Raw genomic sequence first — 17,399 nt, 5'->3', positions numbered from 1 at the left:
CGTCGGCGCATGATTCGCTTCTGCATCCGCCACAGCCGGCTCGTCGTCGTGCTCTGGCTGGCCCTCACCGCCGCGCTCATCGCGGCCGCCGCCACCTGGCCGGGCCCCGCCGACGACGACTTCTCGCTGCCGGGCTCCGAGAGCCAGCTCGCCGCCGAGCTCCTGGCCGGCGCGGCCCCGGAGCCGTCGGGCGCGCTGGTCGTCTCCGCCCCCTCCGGCCTCACCCCCGCCCTCGCCCGCGATCCCGCCCGCGACCCCCTCCGCGACCCCGCCCGTGACCCCGCCACCGCGGAAGGTGGCACATCGGCGCCAGACCCCGTCATCGGCCTGATCGCCAGGATGAACACCGTCCCCGGCGTCCACGCGGCCACCGACGCGCGCCGCGTCTCCCCGGACGGCACCATCGCCTCCATCCCGATCGACCACCCCGGCCAGGAGGCCGCGACGGAGCTCAGGAAGCTCCGCGATGATTTCCGCCCGCCCGCCGGCGTGACCGTCGAGCTGTCGGGCGACGACTTCGCCGACTTCACCCCCGGAGGGGTCACGGAGCTCGTCGGGCTGCTGGCCGCGGCGGTGGTGCTGCTGTTCGCGTTCCGGTCGCTGATCGCGGCGGCGGTGCCGCTGGTCGTCGGGGTGGTCGGGGTGGCGTGCGGGGTCGCGCTGTTCACCCTGCTCGGGCACGCCGTCAGCAGCCCCGGGTTCGCCGTCTACCTGACGATCATGCTCGGCCTCGGCGTCGGCATCGACTACGCCCTGCTGATCGTCACCCGCTTCCGCACCGCGCTGGAGGAGGGATCGAAGGGCGCGACCGCGATGGGCGCGGATCCGAGGGGAGCGGCGAGGGGAGCGGCGGAGGGAGTCGAGGAGGCCGTCGAGGAGGCGATGCGCACCGCCGGGAGGTCCGTGCTGTTCGCCGGCCTCATCGTGATCGTCACCGGCGCCGGGATCCTGCTCCTCGGCCCGTCGCTGGGCGGCGGGGTGGCGCTGGCCGCCGGGTGCGGGGTGCTGATGGTGATGCTCGCCGCCCTCACCCTCCTGCCCGCCCTGCTGCGGTTGATCGGCAGGAGGATCGACAGGTTCGCGTTGCCGAGGCGGGCCGGCGGGGTGCCGCTGTCGTACCGGTGGAGCCGTGTCGTGCAGCGCAGGCCCTGGCAGGCGGGGGTGGCGGCGCTGATCGCGCTGGTGGCGCTGGCCCTGCCCGCGACGCAGTTGCGGGTCGGCTGGTCCGACGCGAGCAACCGGCCGGTGACCGACACCACGCGCCGCGCCCACGACCTGCTCGCCCAGGGGTTCGGCCCCGGAGTGACGGGCCCTCTGATCCTGGTGGCCCACCCCGCGAGCGAGGAGCTGAGCGAGGCGATCGAGCAGGCGGCCCGCACGCCGGGCGTCGCCCAGGCCTTCCCCGCCGGCGGGCGCACGGCCGTGGTCGTCCCGCGTACCGGCCCCCAGGACGAGCGCACGGACGACCTCATCCACCGCCTCCGCGCCGGCCTTCCCGAGGCGGTGCTCGTGACCGGCTCCACCGCCGCCGCCCTCGACTACGCCCGGCACACCGCCGGCCGCCTCCCCTGGGTGGTGGGCCTGGTGCTGCTGGCCGCCTTCGCGCTGCTCGTGCCCGTGTTCAGGAGCCTGGTCATCCCGATCAAGGCGATCGTGGTGAACCTGCTGTCCGTCGGCGCCGCCTACGGCGTGGTCGTGGCCGTCTTCCAGCTCGACGTGCTGGGCCTGGGCACCGGCGGGCCGATCGACGCGTGGGTGCCGATGATGCTGTTCACGATCACGTTCGGACTGTCGATGGACTACGAGGTGTTCCTGCTGTCCCGCGTCAGGGAGGAGTACCTGAGGGACCGTGACAACACCCGCGCCGTCGCCGCCGGGCTCGCCAAGACGGCGAGGGTCATCACCGCCGCGGCCACGATCATGTTCTGCGTGTTCGCCGCGTTCGGCGCGTTCGACGATCGCGCGCTGCGGGTCATGGGCGTCGGGCTGGCGGTCGCGGTGCTGGTGGACGCCACGGTGGTACGCCTGGTTCTGGTGCCCGCCGCCATGGAGGTGATCGGTGAACGCAACTGGTGGTTCCCTGAACTGACCTTCCGGAGGCTGACACCGAGGCGTAATCGTACGTAATATCCAGACATCACGAGCGTTGGGGGCGCCAGGGTGCCAGGACAGAACGTGGGTGTGGTAGTAGATCCGCAGGTGCCACGCGAGGTGGCCGGTCTGTTACGCGCCAACGCCCCCTTACTGTCCAGGGTGAGAGCCGGATGGCGGCCCCCCGCGTCCGCCTCGCCGGCCCGCCGCGGCAACCCTTCCAGCGCGCTGCTGCTGGCCGCCACCCCTCTGGTGATCGCGCTGATGGCCGTCCTGCTGGCCTCGCAGGCCACGGCGGCCGGGTTCGTCCTGCTCGGCACGTACGTCTTCATCGTCCTGGTGAAGATCGCGTCCATGAGCGAGACCCCCGAGGACGAGCGGCCGCAGGATCGCGGCGTCTACGAGCAGGCCCGCTGGTACGACGGCCGCTACCTGCTCCCCGAGGACTTCGACCACGACGCCAGGCTCGTCCTGGCCAGGGCGCAGCGCGCCATCGGGTCGGTGCTGCGCTCGCACGTCAACGCCGAGGGCCTGCTCGACGACGCCCGCAACGCGGTGATGCTGCCCGCCCAGGAGTGGGAGATCGCCCGCCTGCTGGCCAAGCTGTCGGAGCTGCGCCTGGAGCACCGCGAGCTGCTGGCCAGAGGCATCGCGCCCGAGGTGGCCGCGGTGATCGAGCCGCTCGAACGGGCCCTGGTCAACAGCGAGGCCGCCGTGGTCGCCCGCGTCGAGGCGCTGGAACGTTACGCCGGCCACGTCGCCGAGGCCGAGCGCGCCTACCACGCCCGCGGCCAGATCGAGGAGCTGCGCGCCCGCCTGCCGCGCTACGAGGAGCTGCTCGCCGAGGCGGGCGCCGACCGGCTCGGCGTGGCCGAGATCGAGCGGCTGGCCGAGGACGCCGACGTGCTGGAGCGCACCTTACGCCGCAGCGTCGAGTCCGCCCACGAGGCGTTCCGATACCTGGAGAGCTGACCACCCGGAAAGAACGTGACAGAGGATCGATAAGGTGCCCGGACGTCATGCGAAGGTGATAATCGATCCGGCGGTGCCCGAAGAGGCCGCGGCCCTGCTGCGTGACAACCGCAAACTTCTCCTGCGCGTCCAGTCGGGCTGGGCGCCCCCGCGCGGAGGGCGCTCTCCCGTGGTGAGCGCCGCGGCCAGGCTGGTGGCCGCCGTGACGGCCCTGGCGGCGGCGGTGTACGGGCTGGCGCTGTTCGTCGCCGAACGCTACCCGCCCTTCGTGGTGATCATGACCGGCTCGGCGCTGCTGATGGTCAGCGTCCTGCTGCGGCCCCGGCCCGACGCCGAGGTGGCGCGGCGGCGCGCCAGGGAGCGCGAGGTGTACGAGGCCGCCCGCCGTCACGAGGGCCGCTACGTCGTGCGCGACCGGCTCGACGATCCCGCCAGGGGGCTCATGGCCCGCGCCCAGGCCGCCATCGACCAGGTGATGGACTCCAGCGTCAACGCCGAGGGCCTGCTCGACGACGCCCGCAACGCGGTGATGCTGCCCGCCCAGGAGTGGGAGATCGCCCGCCTGCTGGCCAAGCTGTCGGAGCTGCGCGCCGAGCACCAGGAGGTCGTCTCCGAGGGCGTCATCCCCGAGGTGGCCGCCGTGGCCGCGCCCCTCGCCCACGCCCTCGACAGCAGCCAGGAGGCGGTGCTGGCCCGCGTCGAGGCCCTGGAACGGTACGCGGGGCACGTGGCCGACGCCGAGCGCGCCTACCGCGCCAGGAACCAGATCGAACGCCTCAGCGCCAAGCTGCCCCGCTACGAGGAGCTGCTCGCGGAGTCGGGCGCGGACGGCTCGGCGGTGCCGGAGCTGAGCCGGCTGTCCGACGACGCCGACCGCCTCGAGCAGGCGCTGCGCGAGAGCGTCAGCTCGGCGCACGAGGCTTTTCGCCACCTTGATGGCTGACTTCGCTTAGGATCCGGATTCGTGGCGGATGTGGTAGTAGACCCCGAAGTACCACCCGACGACGCCCGGCTTCTCAGGGAGAGCCGTCAGGTCCTGATCAAGATGCGCCAGGGCTGGACACCCCAGCCACGACGGTCGGTCTCCAGCGCCCACCATCGCATGATGGCGGGGTTCGGCGGAGCGGTCCTCTTCGGGCTGCTGCTGGGCTTCGGCTCGTTCACCAGCGGTCTCGGGCTGCTGATGCTGGTGCTGTTCGGCATCCCGCTGATGATCGTGCTGTTCGTGCGCAACGACCTCCCCGAGGAGGACGACGACGCCTACGAGCGCGAGGTCTACGAGCAACTGCGCTGGTACGAGGGCCGCTACGTGCTCACCGACGACCTCGACGAGTCCTCGGCCCGGCTCCTGGCCCGCGCCCAGCACGCCATCGCCACCGTCACCGGCTCCCGGGTCAACGCCGAGGGCCTGCTCGACGACGTGCGCAACGGCGTGATGCTGCCCGCCCAGGAATGGGAGATCGCCCGCCTGCTGGCCAAGCTGTCCGCGCTGCGTACCAAGCACAGGGAGACCGTCTCGCAGGGGCTCACCCCCGAGGTGGAGGCCGTGGCCCGGCCGCTGGCGCGGGCGCTGGACAGCAGCGAGGAGGCCGTGCTGGCCCGGGTCGAGGCGCTGGAACGGTACGCGGCCAACGTCGCCGACGCCGAGCGCGCGTACGTGGCCCACCACCAGATCGAGGAGCTGCGCAGCCGCGTGCACCAGTACGAGGAGCTGGTGGCCGAGACAGGGGCCGACGGGTTCGCCGTGCCGGAGCTGGAGCGCCTGGCCGCCGACGCCGACCGCCTGGAGCAGGCGCTGCGGCGCAGCGTCAGCTCGGCACAGGAGGCCTTCCGCCACCTGGAGCCCTGACGGACCTCAGGTGGCGGAGGGCGGTCAGGCGTGGTGGGCGGCCTGCAGCAGCACGTCGCACAGGGCGTCGGCGGCGTCCACGCGGCCCAGCTTGGCCGCCGCGTGGCCCATCGCCTGCCGCAGCCCCGGGTCGGCCAGCAGCGGCATCAGCTCGGCCAGCAACATCTCGGCCGTGGGGTGCGGCTCCAGCAGCGCCCGCGCCGCGCCCGCCGAGGCCAGGTAGCCGGCGTTCTTGCGCTGCTCGTCACCGCCGGTCGGGATGAGCGGGATCAGCACCGACGGCTTGCCGATGGCGGTCAGCTCCGACACCGTGCCCGCCCCGCTGCGCGAGATCACCACGTCCGCCGCGGCGAACAGGTCGGCCAGCTCACCGCCCACGTACGGCACCGGGTGGTAGCGGTCGGCCAGCCCCGGCGGCAGCGCCACGGCCCGCATCTGGTCGATCCACGCGGGCCCGCACTGGTGCACGATCTGCGCGTGCGGCAGCAGCCGCGGCAGGATCTCCGCGATCAGCGTGTTGATCTGCTTGCTGCCCTGCGCGCCGCCGGTCACGTAGATCAGCGGCACCTCGAACGTCAGCCCGAACAGGTCGTAGGCCGCCGCCCGGTTGCCCTGCAGCAGCTCGGGCCTGATCGGGTTGCCCGTCACCACGGCCTTCGAGCGGGCCGAGGCGGGCAGGTACTGCAGCGACGACTCGTGCGAGAGCGCGATCCTGGTCGCCAGCCTGGCCAGGATGCGGTTGGCCAGGCCCACGACCGTCGTCTGCTCGTGCATCACCAGCGGCCGGCGGATGATCTTGGCCGCCACGCCGATGGGCACCGCCACGTAACCCCCCGTCGACAGCACCACGTCGGGCAGGTAGCGCGCCGCGTGCCCGATCGCCTGCAGCACCCCGACCGGGATGCGGAACACGTCGGCGATGTTGGTGCCCAGCTCCTTGAGGTTCGGACGGCGGCGCAGCTTGCCCGTGGTGATCGCCTTGAACGGGATGCCGTGCTCGGCGGTGATCCGCGCCTCCAGGCCGTTGGCGGTGCCCACCCAGAGCACGTCGTGCGGCACCTGGCGTCGCTGGACGGCCGACAGGGTCGTCAGAGCCGGATAGGTGTGACCACCGGTGCCGCCGCCGGTGATCAACAGTCGCAGGGTTCGTGACATGCGATCAGATTAGGGCCGCGCAGCGGAACCCGGTGTGCCCGGTCGAGGAGTCGGGCGTGTTAGAGGTGCGCGCGGCCACCCGGTAGCGGTTGCAGTAGGAGTCGTGGCACAGGTACGACCCGCCACGAATCACCTTGGCCGTGCCCTCGGCCGGACCGGCCGGGTTGTCGGCGAACGGCTCCCACTCCACGCCCCACCAGTCGGCGGTCCACTCCCACACGTTGCCCGAGACGTTGTAGAGGCCGTAGCCGTTCGGCTGGAACGACTTGACCGGCATCGTCCCCTTGCTCGGCGCCGTCGGGAAGCGGCCCTGCCAGATGTTGCACCGCTGCCGCCCCTTGGGCGCCAGCTCGTCGCCCCACGGGTAACGCCTGCGCTCCAGCCCGCCCCTGGCCGCCATCTCCCACTCCGCCTCGGTGGGCAGCCGCTTGCCGGCCCACGCGGCGTACGCGGTGGCGTCGTTCCACGAGACGTGCACCACGGGATGGTTCTGCCGGTCGCCGACCGTCGAGCCGGGGCCCTCGGGGGAGCGCCAGGCGGCCCCCTCGACGCCCGCCCACCAGGGGGCGCCCGGCACCGTGGCCTCCATCACCCCGGCCGTGGCGAACTGGCGGAACACGAACGACCAGCCGATCCGCTCGGCCTCGGTGACGTACCCGGTCTCCTTGACGAACGTGGCGAACTGCGCGTTCGTCACGCACGCGGGGTCGATCCAGAACGGGTCGACCCGCACCTCGCGCACCGGCCCCTCGCCGTCCTCGGGGCGCCCGTCGGGGTCGTCGCCGCCCATGAGGAACGTCCCCCCGGGGACGCGCACCATCCCTCGCGGCGGCCCGCCGGGCCGCACCATCCCCCGCGGCGGCCCGCCGGTTGAGGGACGCCGCGCGACGATCTCCACGGCCTCCTTGACCTGCCCGGCGGCGGGGTCGCGGCTCGGGCCACAACAAGCGCTCAACAATCCCCCCAACGTGTCACGACACCAAGGAAGGGTAGTCCCTCCAACATGCCCACGATCACGCGCCCGGCCCGGTCGACACCCGCCGGGGCGCCGGCCGTGGCCCCCACGCGCGCCCTGCCCGCCCTGGTGCGGGGCGCCGTCATGCCCCGGCCGCCCGGGGTGCGCCCGGCGGCGCTCGCGGGCGCCGGCCGTCACGCGATCGGGCTGCTGGGCCGGCCGCGCGGGGGCGGACCTGCCGCTGTCCGCCTCGGCCACCCTGCTGGGCGCGCTCCTGCGTGAGTGCTCAGTCACCCCGTCCGTCACGTTGGAGGATCCCGTGCCCGTCGCGCTCGACCACTTTCGACTCAGTTTCGCCGTAAAAGCCGCAGACCGGTAGCTTTCTGTCATGCGACTCGGCGTGCTGGACATCGGCTCGAACACCGTCCATTTACTGGTCGTCGACGCCCATCGCGGCGCCCGGCCCATGCCTGCCTACTCCCACAAGGTCGACCTACGCCTCACCGAGCACCTCGACAAGGACCAGAAGCTCGGCAGGGACGGCATCGAGCGGCTCGGCAGCTTCGTCGAGGAGGCCGTGCACCTCGCCGAGGACAAGGGGGTGGAGGACCTGCTGGCCTTCGCCACCTCGGCCGTGCGCGAGGCCGCCAACGGCGAGCAGGTGCTCGCCGAGATCGACAAGCGCTGCGGCGTGCACATCGCGGTCCTGTCCGGCCGCGACGAGGCCAGGCTGACGTTCCTGGCCGTGCGGCGGTGGTTCGGCTGGTCGTCGGGGCGGCTGCTGGCCTTCGACATCGGGGGCGGCTCGCTGGAGATCGCCGCCGGGGTGGACGAGGAGCCCGACGTGGCCGTGTCGCTGCCGCTGGGCGCGGGGCGGCTGACGCGCGACTGGTTCACCGGTGACCCGCCGGCGGCGGACGAGGTGCGCAAGCTGCGCAAGCACGTACGCGCCGAGATCGCCCGCACGGTCGGCGACGTCGTCAGGTACGGCCAGGCCAACCGGGCCGTGGCCACGTCCAAGACGTTCAAGCAGCTCGCCAGGATCGCCGGGGCGGCGCCCTCCAGCGAGGGCCCGTACGTCTCGCGCTCGCTGTCGCGCCAGGACATGGCCGACTGGGCCGCCAAGCTCACCTCCATGAAGTCGGCCGAGCGGGCGCAGCTCTCCGGCGTGTCCGAGGGGCGGGCGGCGCAGCTCGCGGCGGGGGCGCTGGTCGCCGACGCGGCCATGGACCTGTTCGAGGTGGACCGGCTGGAGGTGTGCCCGTGGGCGCTGCGCGAGGGAGTGATACTGCGCCGGCTCGACCTCCTGCCGGGGCGGCTGGATCAGCTCAACGGGTCAGAGTAAGGTCGATATATCCCCATCCATTGGCATAAAGCGCTGGTGGGCGGGCATTTTCCGCCGAATGATGACAGTGCTCGGCGCGATCGGATCCCTGGCAGTCGTCCTCCTCCTCATCGTCCTGGCCGTGCTGCTCGTCTCGGCCGTCGCGATGGTGACGCTGCTGGCGATGGCCGCCTCGACCACCCACTGGAGGAGCCTCTGGAGGCGGCTGACCCGGCGGGGGCCCAGGCTGGAGCTGAAGCTCAGCGGGGAGACGGTGCCCGAGCGGCGGCGGGCGGAGCTGAGCGGTGGCGAGTCCCGGGTGCGCCGCCGCTTCCTGCTCGGCGGCGCGCGGCCCAGGGAGCCGAGGCGGGGCGGCGGCGCCCTGCGCGGCTACCGCCTGCACCGGCAGCCGGCCGAGCGCCGTACCGGGGTGTAGGAGGCCCGCGGCAGGTGCCGCACCGGAGTAGTGGAGCCATCCGCGGCAGGCGCCGCACCAGGGTGCGGGAGCCCGCGGCAGGTGCCGAACCGGGGTTCAGGACCCCTGGTACGGCGCCGCACCGGGACCCGGAGGTCCCGGTGCGGCCCTGAAATCCGGCAGCGGTTCCGCCATGAGGCCTCAGGTGGCCATGAGGTGCTGCCCGGCCGCGCCCGGCGCGTAGCGCAGGCGCTTCTCCAGGCAGACCACCGATCCGTGCTCCTGCCGGTTGGTGAATCGGATGTCGTCGGCGAGCGCTCGCATGATCTGCAGCCCGCGCCCGTGCTCGGAGCCCGGCTCGGGCTCGGCCACGTCACGAGGGTTGAATCCGTCGCCGTTGTCGACCACCTTGATCACGCACAGGTGGTCGTGGACGGACGCGCTGACCGTGTAGTCGTCGCTGGGCCCCGCATGCTTGATCACATTCGAGCACGCCTCGGTGAGCATCAGCTCGATGTCATCTCGGACCTGCGGCTCGACGCCGAGCGACCGCAGCGTGCCGTCCAGCATCTGCCTGATCAGCGGGACGCTCGCCGCATCCCTGGGCAGTCGGAGCGCCATCGTAGCCTCCACTGCGCCTCCTCCCGTCTGGATGCGTGCGAGACCTCTGCCCTCGAATCCGTGTCCCAATCGCACCTTTCGGACGGGATGGGGCCGAAAACCGCTACCGCTCCAGCAAGCGGTGGGCGACCTCCAGGCAGGCCTTGTGGATCTCCTCGTCGGAGAGCTCGCCCTCCTTCATCAGCCACTTGCCCGCGTGCAGGGCGAACAGCGCGAGCGAGTGGCTGAGACGCTCGGCGGGCGGGGCGCCCGGCTCGCTGATCTCCGACGTGAGCTGCACCATGCGCTCGCGGATCCTGATCAGCGTCGGGTGGTCGCGCAGCGCCGTCTGGTTGCGCTCCAGGAACCTGGCGATGCCGAGATGCCGGGTCGCCCGGACGTTGTCGGCGTAGCGATCGACCAGCTCGCGCCGCGTCTCGGGGGTCCTGGGCCGGCTCCTGACCCAGGCGAGCAGCTCGTCCAGCTCGGTCAGGCGCTGCTCGACCAGGCTCGCCACGATGTCGTCCTTGGTCTTGAAGTGGTAGTAAAGAGCGGCCTTCGTCACGCCGAGCTCCTCGGCGATCTCCCGCAGGGAGGTCGCCTCGTAGCCCTGCTCCGTGAACAGCCTCAGCGCGATCTCCTGAATCCGGGTTCGCGTGTCTTCCCGCACTTCGCACCTTTTCTACTTGACGGCCGGCAAGTAAGTATCTACCTTATTCTACGCTTGCCGGTCGGCAAGTAAGCAAATATTCAATCTTGTGGGGGTAAAGGGTGGCGGAGAGCGTCGGACGCCGCCGTGAGGTCATGGTCGTCCTGCCAGGCCTCATGCTCGCGATGGTGCTGGCCATGCTGGACAACATGATCGTGGGCACGGCCATGCCGCGCATCGTGGGGGAGCTCGGCGGGCTGACCTACCTGTCCTGGGTCGTGACGGCGTACGTGCTGGGCACGACCGTCTCCACCCCGATCTGGGGCAAGATCGGCGACCTGTACGGGCGCAAGAACATCTTCATCATCTCGATCGTCGTCTTCATGGCCGGCTCGGTGCTCTGCGGCATGGCCGGCTCCGCGATGTTCGGCGGCCCCGAGGGCGGCATGGCCGAGCTGATCGCCTTCCGGGCGGTGCAGGGCCTGGGCGCGGGCGGCCTCATGGTGAACGTCATGGCCATCATCGGCGACCTGGTGCCGCCCCGCGAGCGCGGCCAGTACCAGGGCATCACGGCCGGCGTCATGTCGCTGGCCATGATCGCCGGGCCGCTGGTCGGCGGCTTCATCACCGACCACCTCGACTGGCGCTGGGCCTTCTACGTGAACCTGCCCGTCGGCGCCGTCGCGCTGGTGCTGATCATCGCCAAGCTGCACCTGCCGCCCGTCGACAGGACGGACGTGCGCATCGACTGGGCGGGCGCGGCCCTGCTGTCGATCAGCATCACCGCGATGGTGCTCATCACGACCTGGGGCGGCAACGACTACGCCTGGGGCTCGTGGCAGATCCTCGCCCTGGCCGCGCTCGCCCTGCTCACGCTGGCGGCGTTCATCCTGGTCGAGCGGCGCACCGCCGAGCCGATCATGCCGCTGCAGCTCTTCCGCAACCGCAACTTCACGCTGATCTCCGTCATCGGCTTCCTGCTCGGCTTCGCCATGTTCGGCGCGATCAACTTCCTGCCGCTGTTCCAGCAGCTCGTGCAGGGCGCCACCGCCACCAACTCCGGCCTGCTGATGCTGCCCATGATGGGCGCCGCCATGGTCGTGTCGATCTTCGTGGGCCGGGCCATCACCAGCACCGGCAAGTACAGGATCTACCCGGTGATCGGCGGCGCCGGCATGGTCGCCGGCATGTGGCTGCTGTCCACCATGCACGTCGCCACGCCGTCCTGGGAGACCGGCCTCTACATCGCGGTGCTCGGCCTCGGCATGGGCTTCCTCATGCAGACCACGATGCTCATCGCGCAGAACAGCGTCGAGCAGCGGGACCTCGGCGTCGCCAGCAGCGCCAGCACGTTCTTCCGCTCCATCGGCGGCTCGTTCGGCGTCTCCCTGTTCGGCGCGATCTTCAACAACCACCTGCTGTCGGAGCTGACCGCCCGGTTCGGCGACCGGGCGGCGGCGGGCATGGCCGGGAACGGCGCCAGGATGGACCCGGCGGCGGTCGCCCAGCTTCCCGCCGCGACGCGCACCGGGCTGCTGGAGTCGCTGGCGTCCTCCATCTCCGGCGTGTTCTGGTGGGCCATCGCGTTCGCCGTGGTCGTGCCGGTGGCGGCCGTGTTCGTCAAGGAGATCCCGCTGCGCGGCGCCGGCCCTTCCGCGGAGAAGCCGGCCACCCAGGCGGCCGGCTGAAAAATGGGAGGCGCAGGGAGGGCGCCTCCAGGACAATCCTCCCCATGCACACCATCCGCCGGCCCCGCGTGGACGACGCCGCGGCCATCCACGAGCTCGTCGCCGCGTGCGACACGGCCGTCATCGGCGCCCCGGACTCGACGCTGGAGGACATCGCCGACGAGCTGGTCGAGCCGGGCTTCGACCGCGACAGGGACGCCTGGCTGGCCCACGACGCCGGAGGCCGGCTCGACGGGTGGGCCTGGGCGTGCCGCAACGGCGACAGCGACCTCGTGGACGTGGAGGTCATCGTCAGGCCCGGCGTGAGCGGGCTGGACGGCGAGCTGTGGCCCACCGTGCTGACCCGTGCGGCCGAGCTGGGCGAGGAGCGCGGCCACGACGCCGTCACCCTGCACGTGGGCGTCTACCGCAGCGACGAGGCCAAGCGGGCGCGGGTGCAGGCGCTGGGCTTCGGGCCGGGCACGAGCTACCACCGCATGCGCATCGACCACCACGGCCCCGTCGAGCCGCCCGCCGCGCTCCCGGGCCTCACCCTGCACCCGGGGGAGGACGAGGAGGTGCGGCGCGAGGCGTACCGCGTGCACCAGGAGGGGTTCGCCGAGCACTTCGGCTTCGTCCCCGTCAGCTACGAGCAGTGGTACGAGCGCAGGCAGGCCTCCAGCGCCACCGACTGGAGCCAGCTCACGCTGGCCCGCCTGGGCGGGCGGCCCGCGGCGGTGCTCATCGGCAACAACCAGTTCCTGTCCGACGAGGAATGCGGGTACGTGGCCACGCTCGCCGTGCTGCCCGAGCACCGGGGCAGAGGGCTGGGGCGGTTCCTGCTGCGGCACGCCTTCGCCGCCGACGCCGCTCGCGGCCGCAAGGGCACGATCCTGCACGTCGACTCCAACAACACCACCCCGGCGCTCGGCCTGTACGAGTCGGCGGGCATGCGCCTGGTCATGGCCATCGACGTCTGGCAGCGCCGCCTGCCCTAGCCGCGCCTGCCCTGGACACGGCCGGTCAGACGCGGTGCCTGGCCAGGTGTTCCAGCACCGACTGGTTGGCCTCCCACCCGTCGGGGAACTTCACCGGCACGCCGAGCTGCACCGGCTCCGCCGACGGGTGCGCGTCCAGCAGCTCGGCGATGCCCGCCCTGGCCACCACCACGCACGCGTGCCGGTGCCGTGACGCCAGCACGCACAGCCGCCCGGACTCCAGGTGGAAGGCCGTGGCGTCCCTGCGGCCCGACAGCGGGTGCAGCACGATCGTCACGTCGTACTCGCGGCCCTGCAGCCGGTTGGCCGTGTCCACGGTGATCTCCGCCGGCAGGCCCGCCGCCCGGATGGCGGCCACCTGGTCCCGGTGCGCCGCCCCGACCGCGATCCGGTCCGCCGTCACCGGCCGCTCGCCCTGCTCGGAGCCGGCCACGGCGCCCCGCTGCAGCAGCCGCTCGGCAAGCTTCGCCACCGCCTGAACGGCCTCGCCGTCGGTCCGCACGGTGTGCCGGTTCGGCAGCTCCAGCAGCGCCCATCCCGAGCGGGCCGCCTCCTCCAGCGCCCGGTCGTGCACGCCGCCCAGTCCGCCGGTCGACAGCTCCAGCCACCGGTCGCCGTGATCGGTGCCGGAGCGGAACCCGGTGAACGGGTAGAACGCCTGCGACACCACCGGCGCCGCCGACGCGGGCAGCCGCCACGAGACCGGCAGCCGGTGCACCGGCAGGTCGGGGTTGTGCCGCAGCAGCACCGACACGGCGCTCTGCAGCGGGTCCCACGACAGCCCCGACCAGCGGTCGCCGTCCACGATCGAGAACGGGTCGAGCTGCCCGGGGTCCCCCACGAACAGCGCCCGCTCGAACAGTCCCGCGATCCGCAGCAGCTTGTCCGAGCGCATCTGGTACGCCTCGTCCACGATCGCCCACGGCCACACCCGGTCGCCGATCCACGCCCATTTGTCGGCCGTGGCGATGACGATGTCCGGATCGCCCAGGTCCTGGATGCGGGTGCCGACCCGGACGCCGGGCAGCTCCAGCATGCGCAGCGGCGGCACGTACCCGCCGGCCGACAGCCGGCCCACGGTCAGATGCGGGTGCTTGTCGCAGATCCTGGCCACCAGGTCGTCGACCTGCTCGTTGGTCTGCGCCACGATCATCAGCGGCTCGCCGGTGGCCGCGATGTGCGCCGCCGCCCGCACCACCAGCGTGGACTTGCCCGCACCCGGCGGCGAGTCGACCACCACGCCGCGATGGCGGGGCAGGTCGGCCAGCACGTTCCTGATGACCTGCTCGGGGCCGATCGTCGGCTGCTCGGCGGTCACGACCACTCCTCCTGGGCGTCCTCGTCGTCGGGCACGTACTCCTGCGGCGGGCCGCCGTGCGTCCACGGCGTGGCCTCGGGCTCGGGCAGGGCGGGCGAGCCCTGGAAGTCGTCGGTCAGCGAGGTGTAGCAGACCCGCTCGCCCACGTCGGGCACCGCGCCGGGCGCCGCCGTCTTGCCCCGGCCCATCCCCTTGGTGATCTTCAGGGTGACCAGGCCCTCGGCGGCCTCGACCAGCTCCGCGCCCTGGCTGCGGCGCTGCGGGGTGCCCAGCGACGTGCCGGGCGGCAGGCGTACGGGATCGTCGGTCTTGATCACCACCAGCGGGCGGAGCTTGCGCGAGCGGCCCTCGCCCTCGGTGTTGTCGGGCACCGTCTCGATCACCTCGCCCGCGAACGCCTCGCCGGTGAGCCGGTACTCGGCCATCACCAGGGGGTCGTCGTAGGCGCGCTGCACGTCGTAGGCGGCCTGGGCGCGTTCCATGCGGGCCAGCCTGGCCGCGGCGGCCACCGCGCCGTCGCGCCGTGCCTGCGGCGGCGCGCCCTCGGCGATGTGCACCGCCATGCCGCTGAACGAGCCGCGGTCCTGCTCCCACCGCTGCGCCACGCTCGCGCCCTCGGGCAGCGCGGCCAGCAGGTCGATCGCCTGCCACATGAGCCGCCACGTGGGCTCCAGCTGGGTACGCAGCGCCTCGGTGATGCGCCCGGTGAGGAGTTCCGGCGACTCGCTGTCCATCGCCGGGGCGAGCACCTCGGCGTCGAACCCCGGGTCGGTGGCCGGGCCGGCGGGCGGCCAGACCAGCGGGTCCTCGGCCTCGTCGCTCGGCCCCGTGGTGATCCAGGCCAGCAGCGCGGCCAGGTTCGCGTCCTCCAGCGAGCTCTGCCCGCTGGCCCAGTGGCGGCCCAGCTCCTCGGTGGCGGCCAGCATCAGCGACGAGCCCGGGTACGCCGCCCGCTCCCCGAGATACGTCAGCCACCGCCCGAGCAGCGGCACCGACTCGGGCACCGGGTAGGGCCCGTCGGTGCGGCGGAAGCGGGTCGAGCGGCCGAGCAGCCGGGTGAAGGCCACGCCCCCCTGGTTCGGGACGATGAGCTGCGGCGCCTCGATCGCCCGCTCGTACGGGTCGGCGTTCTTGCGCTCCACCGTCTCGGTGTCGTTCATGAAGCCCTCGATGTAGGGCAGCAGCACCCCGGCCAGCTCGGCGGCCCAGGCGAAGCGCAGGTCGCGGTTGCGCGGCTGGGTGACCACGAGCAGCCGCGGCCGGTCCCGGTCGGTGCCGAGCATCGCGGCCAGCGGCGCGGCGGCCTCGCCCGACAGCTTGAGCGGGATGAACACCATGGGACGCTCGGACAGGTGGCAGTGCCTGACGGTCGCGACGGGCTGCGCGATGCCCTCGTCCAGGGCGCGCAGCCGGGCTAGCGAGGTCAGCAGGCTCATGTCGGGCGTCTCCGCGACGGGCGGGCGGTCGGCGGCTTCGGCGGCGGGCTCAATTCAGGCACTCCCTGCGCAGGCGTTCGGCGTTGCGGAGCAGCCGGGCGATCTCCTCCTGCCCCTCGGCCGGGTCGCGGGACCCGTCGGCCAGGCCCAGCGCCTCGGCCACCGAGGCGACCCCGCCCAGCTCGTCGCGCACCTGCCGGCCCAGCAGGTCGGACGCGCCCTCCTGCCGGGCCTCGTCGCGGCAGAAGAAGCACAGGTCGCACGTGGACAGGCAGTCGGGCGCGTAACGGGCGGTGGTCCTGTGCAGCGCGTCGGCCAGCTCGGCCACCGGCCTGGTCGGCCGGCCGTCCTCGTCGGGCCGCAGGTCGAAGGTGAGATCGTCGGGCAGCCCGTCGAGCAGCCGGTCGAGCGAGGTCATCCGGGCGAGCTGGCGGCGCAGCACCGCGAGCTGCTTGCGCACGTCGACCAGGGTCGCGACCGGCCGGTTGGCGAAGTTCTCCGGGCAGACCAGCACCACATCGTGGGAGACCTGCAGCGGGTCGTGGCCCAGCTCCTCCAGCAGGTTGCGCAGCGCCAGCACGTACACCGCCGCCTGCCGCGCGGCCGCGGCCACCGCCGACGGGTCGGCCTGCCCGTCGATGACCGCGAACGACTTGATCTCCACGATGTGGAAGCGCCCGCCGAGCTGGAAGGCCACCACGTCCGGCTCCAGGTAGGCGGTGTGGCCGGCGATCTGCAGGCTGAGCAGCGGGTGGTCGTACAGGGTGCCCGCGTCCTGGCCCTCGCGCGCCGCCCGGTCGAACAGCGCCCTGGTGTGCGCATGGCGCAGGTGGGCGCCGACGTTCTCCACGTCGTGGTAGGACACCTCGGCGACGGGCAGGCCGAGCACCTCGCGCAGCATGCGCAGCAGCTCCGCGCAGCCGTCGGCCTTGACCAGCGCCTCGAACATGTTGCCGCGCGTGATCGCGAACGGCGACTGGCCGAACGGCGCCGGGAACCCGAGGTGCCGGGCGGCGGCGTCCTTGGCGATGCCGGCGCCGTCCATGAGGGCGCGGCGGGTGCAGCCGGGGTTCGCGGCCAGGGCCGCGATGGCGCGCGCGTCGTGTGGCTGCTGCGGCGTGGTGCCCCGCAACGCCTCCAGCCGGTACACGTGGTCGCCTTCGCGCTTCAAGCCGCTCACTTGGCCTTCTCCTTCTTGATCGTGCTCAGCGTAGCGGCGCCGAACAGCCGCGCGGCGTCACCGAGCTGCGCTGTGGCGCGTTCTGCCAGCTCGGCGCGATCCCGCGTGTCGCGATCCGCGTGCACGCGCAGCTCGGCGCGGGCCGCCTCGGCCACCCGCGCGGGGTCCGGCGGGCCGAGCGTGCCGTCGCCGGCGCCCGGGATGTTCCTGGCCATCCTGACCAGTAAGCGTTGCGCCCGCTCGTCGTCGGAGTCCTGTTCCGCCACGGCGATGGCGCAGGTCAGGAAGTCGACGCGGGGGCTGAGCGGGCCGACCACGCGCCGTTCCAGCGGCCAGGTGCTGAGCGTGAGCAGGCCGCGGGCGGGGGAGAGGCGGTCGGTGAGCGCGGCGCACAGGTAGTACGGCCGCCCGAACGGTGAGGACCGGAACGAGCGCTCCTCGTCCCTGCGCACGCTGGTGAGCTGGCTGCTGCGGATGGTGCCGCCGAAGAACGCGTCGCTGACGGCCACGATCAGCCGGGGCTGGGCGGCCGCCCCCAGCAGCCGCAGCCCCTGATGCACCTGCTCGCGCACGGTGACCAGTGTCGGCGGCTCCTCCTTGGCCTGCGGCTGCCGGCCGCTGACCAGGGCGTCCCAGGCGCGCTCCGCGCTGCGCAGCTCGGCCCGCAGGAGGCGGGCGGTCGCGCCGTCCCTGACCCGCATCGCCTTGCGCACGCCGGCCCGCAGCTCGTCGATCCGCCGTTCGAGATCGTCCAGCCGGTCACTCATGGCGCGACTGTACCAGCCGTCCC

Annotated in this window: 17 protein-coding genes; 9 read left to right on the top strand and 8 right to left on the bottom strand. The window is 72.8% G+C overall.

The window, feature by feature from the left end; genetic code table 11:
- Nucleotides 1–9 precede the first annotated feature (9 nt).
- Genes ACBJ32_RS07540 through ACBJ32_RS07525 form a run of 4 tightly spaced genes read left to right on the top strand, consistent with a single transcriptional unit; the run spans nucleotide 10 to nucleotide 4,912 of the window.
- The gene (locus tag ACBJ32_RS07540; RefSeq protein ID WP_375126087.1) at nucleotides 10–2,127 is read left to right on the top strand and encodes an MMPL family transporter; all 2,118 of its coding nucleotides are present in this window, start codon (nucleotides 10–12) and stop codon (nucleotides 2,125–2,127) included.
- A 48-nt stretch (nucleotides 2,128–2,175) separates the two neighbouring features.
- A complete protein-coding gene (locus tag ACBJ32_RS07535) occupies nucleotides 2,176–3,063 on the top strand; it encodes a hypothetical protein (protein WP_375126086.1) in 888 nt (295 codons plus the stop codon).
- 55 nt (nucleotides 3,064–3,118) lie between these two features.
- Nucleotides 3,119–4,006, top strand: a complete 888-nt coding sequence (locus ACBJ32_RS07530; RefSeq protein WP_375126085.1) for a hypothetical protein — start codon at nucleotides 3,119–3,121, stop codon at nucleotides 4,004–4,006.
- A 21-nt stretch (nucleotides 4,007–4,027) separates the two neighbouring features.
- Nucleotides 4,028–4,912, top strand: coding sequence for a hypothetical protein (locus tag ACBJ32_RS07525; RefSeq protein WP_357884132.1), 885 nt, complete (start codon nucleotides 4,028–4,030; stop codon nucleotides 4,910–4,912).
- A 24-nt stretch (nucleotides 4,913–4,936) separates the two neighbouring features.
- Here ACBJ32_RS07525 and ACBJ32_RS07520 read toward each other — a convergent pair whose 3' ends face one another.
- Together ACBJ32_RS07520 and ACBJ32_RS07515 are read right to left on the bottom strand one after the other, a co-directional pair.
- Nucleotides 4,937–6,067 (bottom strand): UDP-N-acetylglucosamine--N-acetylmuramyl-(pentapeptide) pyrophosphoryl-undecaprenol N-acetylglucosamine transferase, encoded by a 1,131-nt coding sequence (locus ACBJ32_RS07520; RefSeq protein WP_357884134.1) that lies wholly within the window; start codon nucleotides 6,065–6,067, stop codon nucleotides 4,937–4,939.
- Nucleotides 6,068–6,071: 4 nt separating this feature from the next.
- Entirely contained in the window at nucleotides 6,072–6,887 is an 816-nt protein-coding gene (locus ACBJ32_RS07515; protein WP_375126936.1) for a formylglycine-generating enzyme family protein, read from the bottom strand.
- A 183-nt stretch (nucleotides 6,888–7,070) separates the two neighbouring features.
- On the opposite strand from ACBJ32_RS07515, the gene ACBJ32_RS07510 reads away from it, so the two are divergent.
- The 3 genes from ACBJ32_RS07510 (at nucleotide 7,071) to ACBJ32_RS07500 (ending at nucleotide 8,782) form a co-directional block, all read left to right on the top strand.
- On the top strand, nucleotides 7,071–7,304 hold the full coding sequence (locus ACBJ32_RS07510) for a hypothetical protein (RefSeq protein ID WP_375126084.1): 234 nt from the start codon (nucleotides 7,071–7,073) through the stop codon (nucleotides 7,302–7,304).
- Nucleotides 7,305–7,410: 106 nt separating this feature from the next.
- Nucleotides 7,411–8,367, top strand: a complete 957-nt coding sequence (locus ACBJ32_RS07505; RefSeq protein WP_375126083.1) for a Ppx/GppA family phosphatase — start codon at nucleotides 7,411–7,413, stop codon at nucleotides 8,365–8,367.
- Between the two features lie 58 nt (nucleotides 8,368–8,425).
- The gene (locus ACBJ32_RS07500) at nucleotides 8,426–8,782 is read left to right on the top strand and encodes a hypothetical protein (protein ID WP_375126082.1); all 357 of its coding nucleotides are present in this window, start codon (nucleotides 8,426–8,428) and stop codon (nucleotides 8,780–8,782) included.
- 180 nt (nucleotides 8,783–8,962) lie between these two features.
- Here ACBJ32_RS07500 and ACBJ32_RS07495 read toward each other — a convergent pair whose 3' ends face one another.
- Together ACBJ32_RS07495 and ACBJ32_RS07490 are read right to left on the bottom strand one after the other, a co-directional pair.
- On the bottom strand, nucleotides 8,963–9,382 hold the full coding sequence (locus ACBJ32_RS07495) for an ATP-binding protein (RefSeq protein ID WP_357884144.1): 420 nt from the start codon (nucleotides 9,380–9,382) through the stop codon (nucleotides 8,963–8,965).
- Between the two features lie 103 nt (nucleotides 9,383–9,485).
- A complete protein-coding gene (locus tag ACBJ32_RS07490) occupies nucleotides 9,486–10,031 on the bottom strand; it encodes a TetR/AcrR family transcriptional regulator (protein WP_375126081.1) in 546 nt (181 codons plus the stop codon).
- Nucleotides 10,032–10,132: 101 nt separating this feature from the next.
- On the opposite strand from ACBJ32_RS07490, the gene ACBJ32_RS07485 reads away from it, so the two are divergent.
- Nucleotides 10,133–11,698, top strand: a complete 1,566-nt coding sequence (locus ACBJ32_RS07485) for an MDR family MFS transporter (RefSeq protein ID WP_375126080.1) — start codon at nucleotides 10,133–10,135, stop codon at nucleotides 11,696–11,698.
- 44 nt (nucleotides 11,699–11,742) lie between these two features.
- Nucleotides 11,743–12,675 (top strand): GNAT family N-acetyltransferase, encoded by a 933-nt coding sequence (locus tag ACBJ32_RS07480; protein ID WP_375126079.1) that lies wholly within the window; start codon nucleotides 11,743–11,745, stop codon nucleotides 12,673–12,675.
- Between the two features lie 25 nt (nucleotides 12,676–12,700).
- Here ACBJ32_RS07480 and ACBJ32_RS07475 read toward each other — a convergent pair whose 3' ends face one another.
- The 4 genes from ACBJ32_RS07475 to ACBJ32_RS07460 are packed head-to-tail and all read right to left on the bottom strand — an operon-like array spanning nucleotide 12,701 to nucleotide 17,376.
- Nucleotides 12,701–13,993 carry an AAA domain-containing protein gene (locus tag ACBJ32_RS07475; RefSeq protein WP_375126078.1) on the bottom strand — a complete coding sequence of 431 codons (1,293 nt, stop codon included), beginning with the start codon at nucleotides 13,991–13,993 and terminating at the stop codon, nucleotides 12,701–12,703.
- Nucleotides 13,990–15,429 carry a hypothetical protein gene (locus ACBJ32_RS07470; RefSeq protein WP_375126077.1) on the bottom strand — a complete coding sequence of 480 codons (1,440 nt, stop codon included), beginning with the start codon at nucleotides 15,427–15,429 and terminating at the stop codon, nucleotides 13,990–13,992. The genes ACBJ32_RS07475 and ACBJ32_RS07470 overlap by 4 nt, the downstream gene beginning before the upstream one ends.
- Before the next feature lie 49 nt (nucleotides 15,430–15,478).
- Nucleotides 15,479–16,609 carry a hypothetical protein gene (locus ACBJ32_RS07465; RefSeq protein WP_357884156.1) on the bottom strand — a complete coding sequence of 377 codons (1,131 nt, stop codon included), beginning with the start codon at nucleotides 16,607–16,609 and terminating at the stop codon, nucleotides 15,479–15,481.
- The gene (locus ACBJ32_RS07460) at nucleotides 16,606–17,376 is read right to left on the bottom strand and encodes a hypothetical protein (protein WP_375126076.1); all 771 of its coding nucleotides are present in this window, start codon (nucleotides 17,374–17,376) and stop codon (nucleotides 16,606–16,608) included. The genes ACBJ32_RS07465 and ACBJ32_RS07460 overlap by 4 nt, the downstream gene beginning before the upstream one ends.
- Nucleotides 17,377–17,399: the final 23 nt, after the last annotated feature.

The organism is Nonomuraea sp. GTA35 (genome assembly GCF_041950525.1).
In the GTDB taxonomy this organism is placed as follows: domain Bacteria; phylum Actinomycetota; class Actinomycetes; order Streptosporangiales; family Streptosporangiaceae; genus Nonomuraea.
Note: the sequence above shows the minus strand (reverse complement) of the source record. Positions and strands in the feature narration are given on the sequence as shown.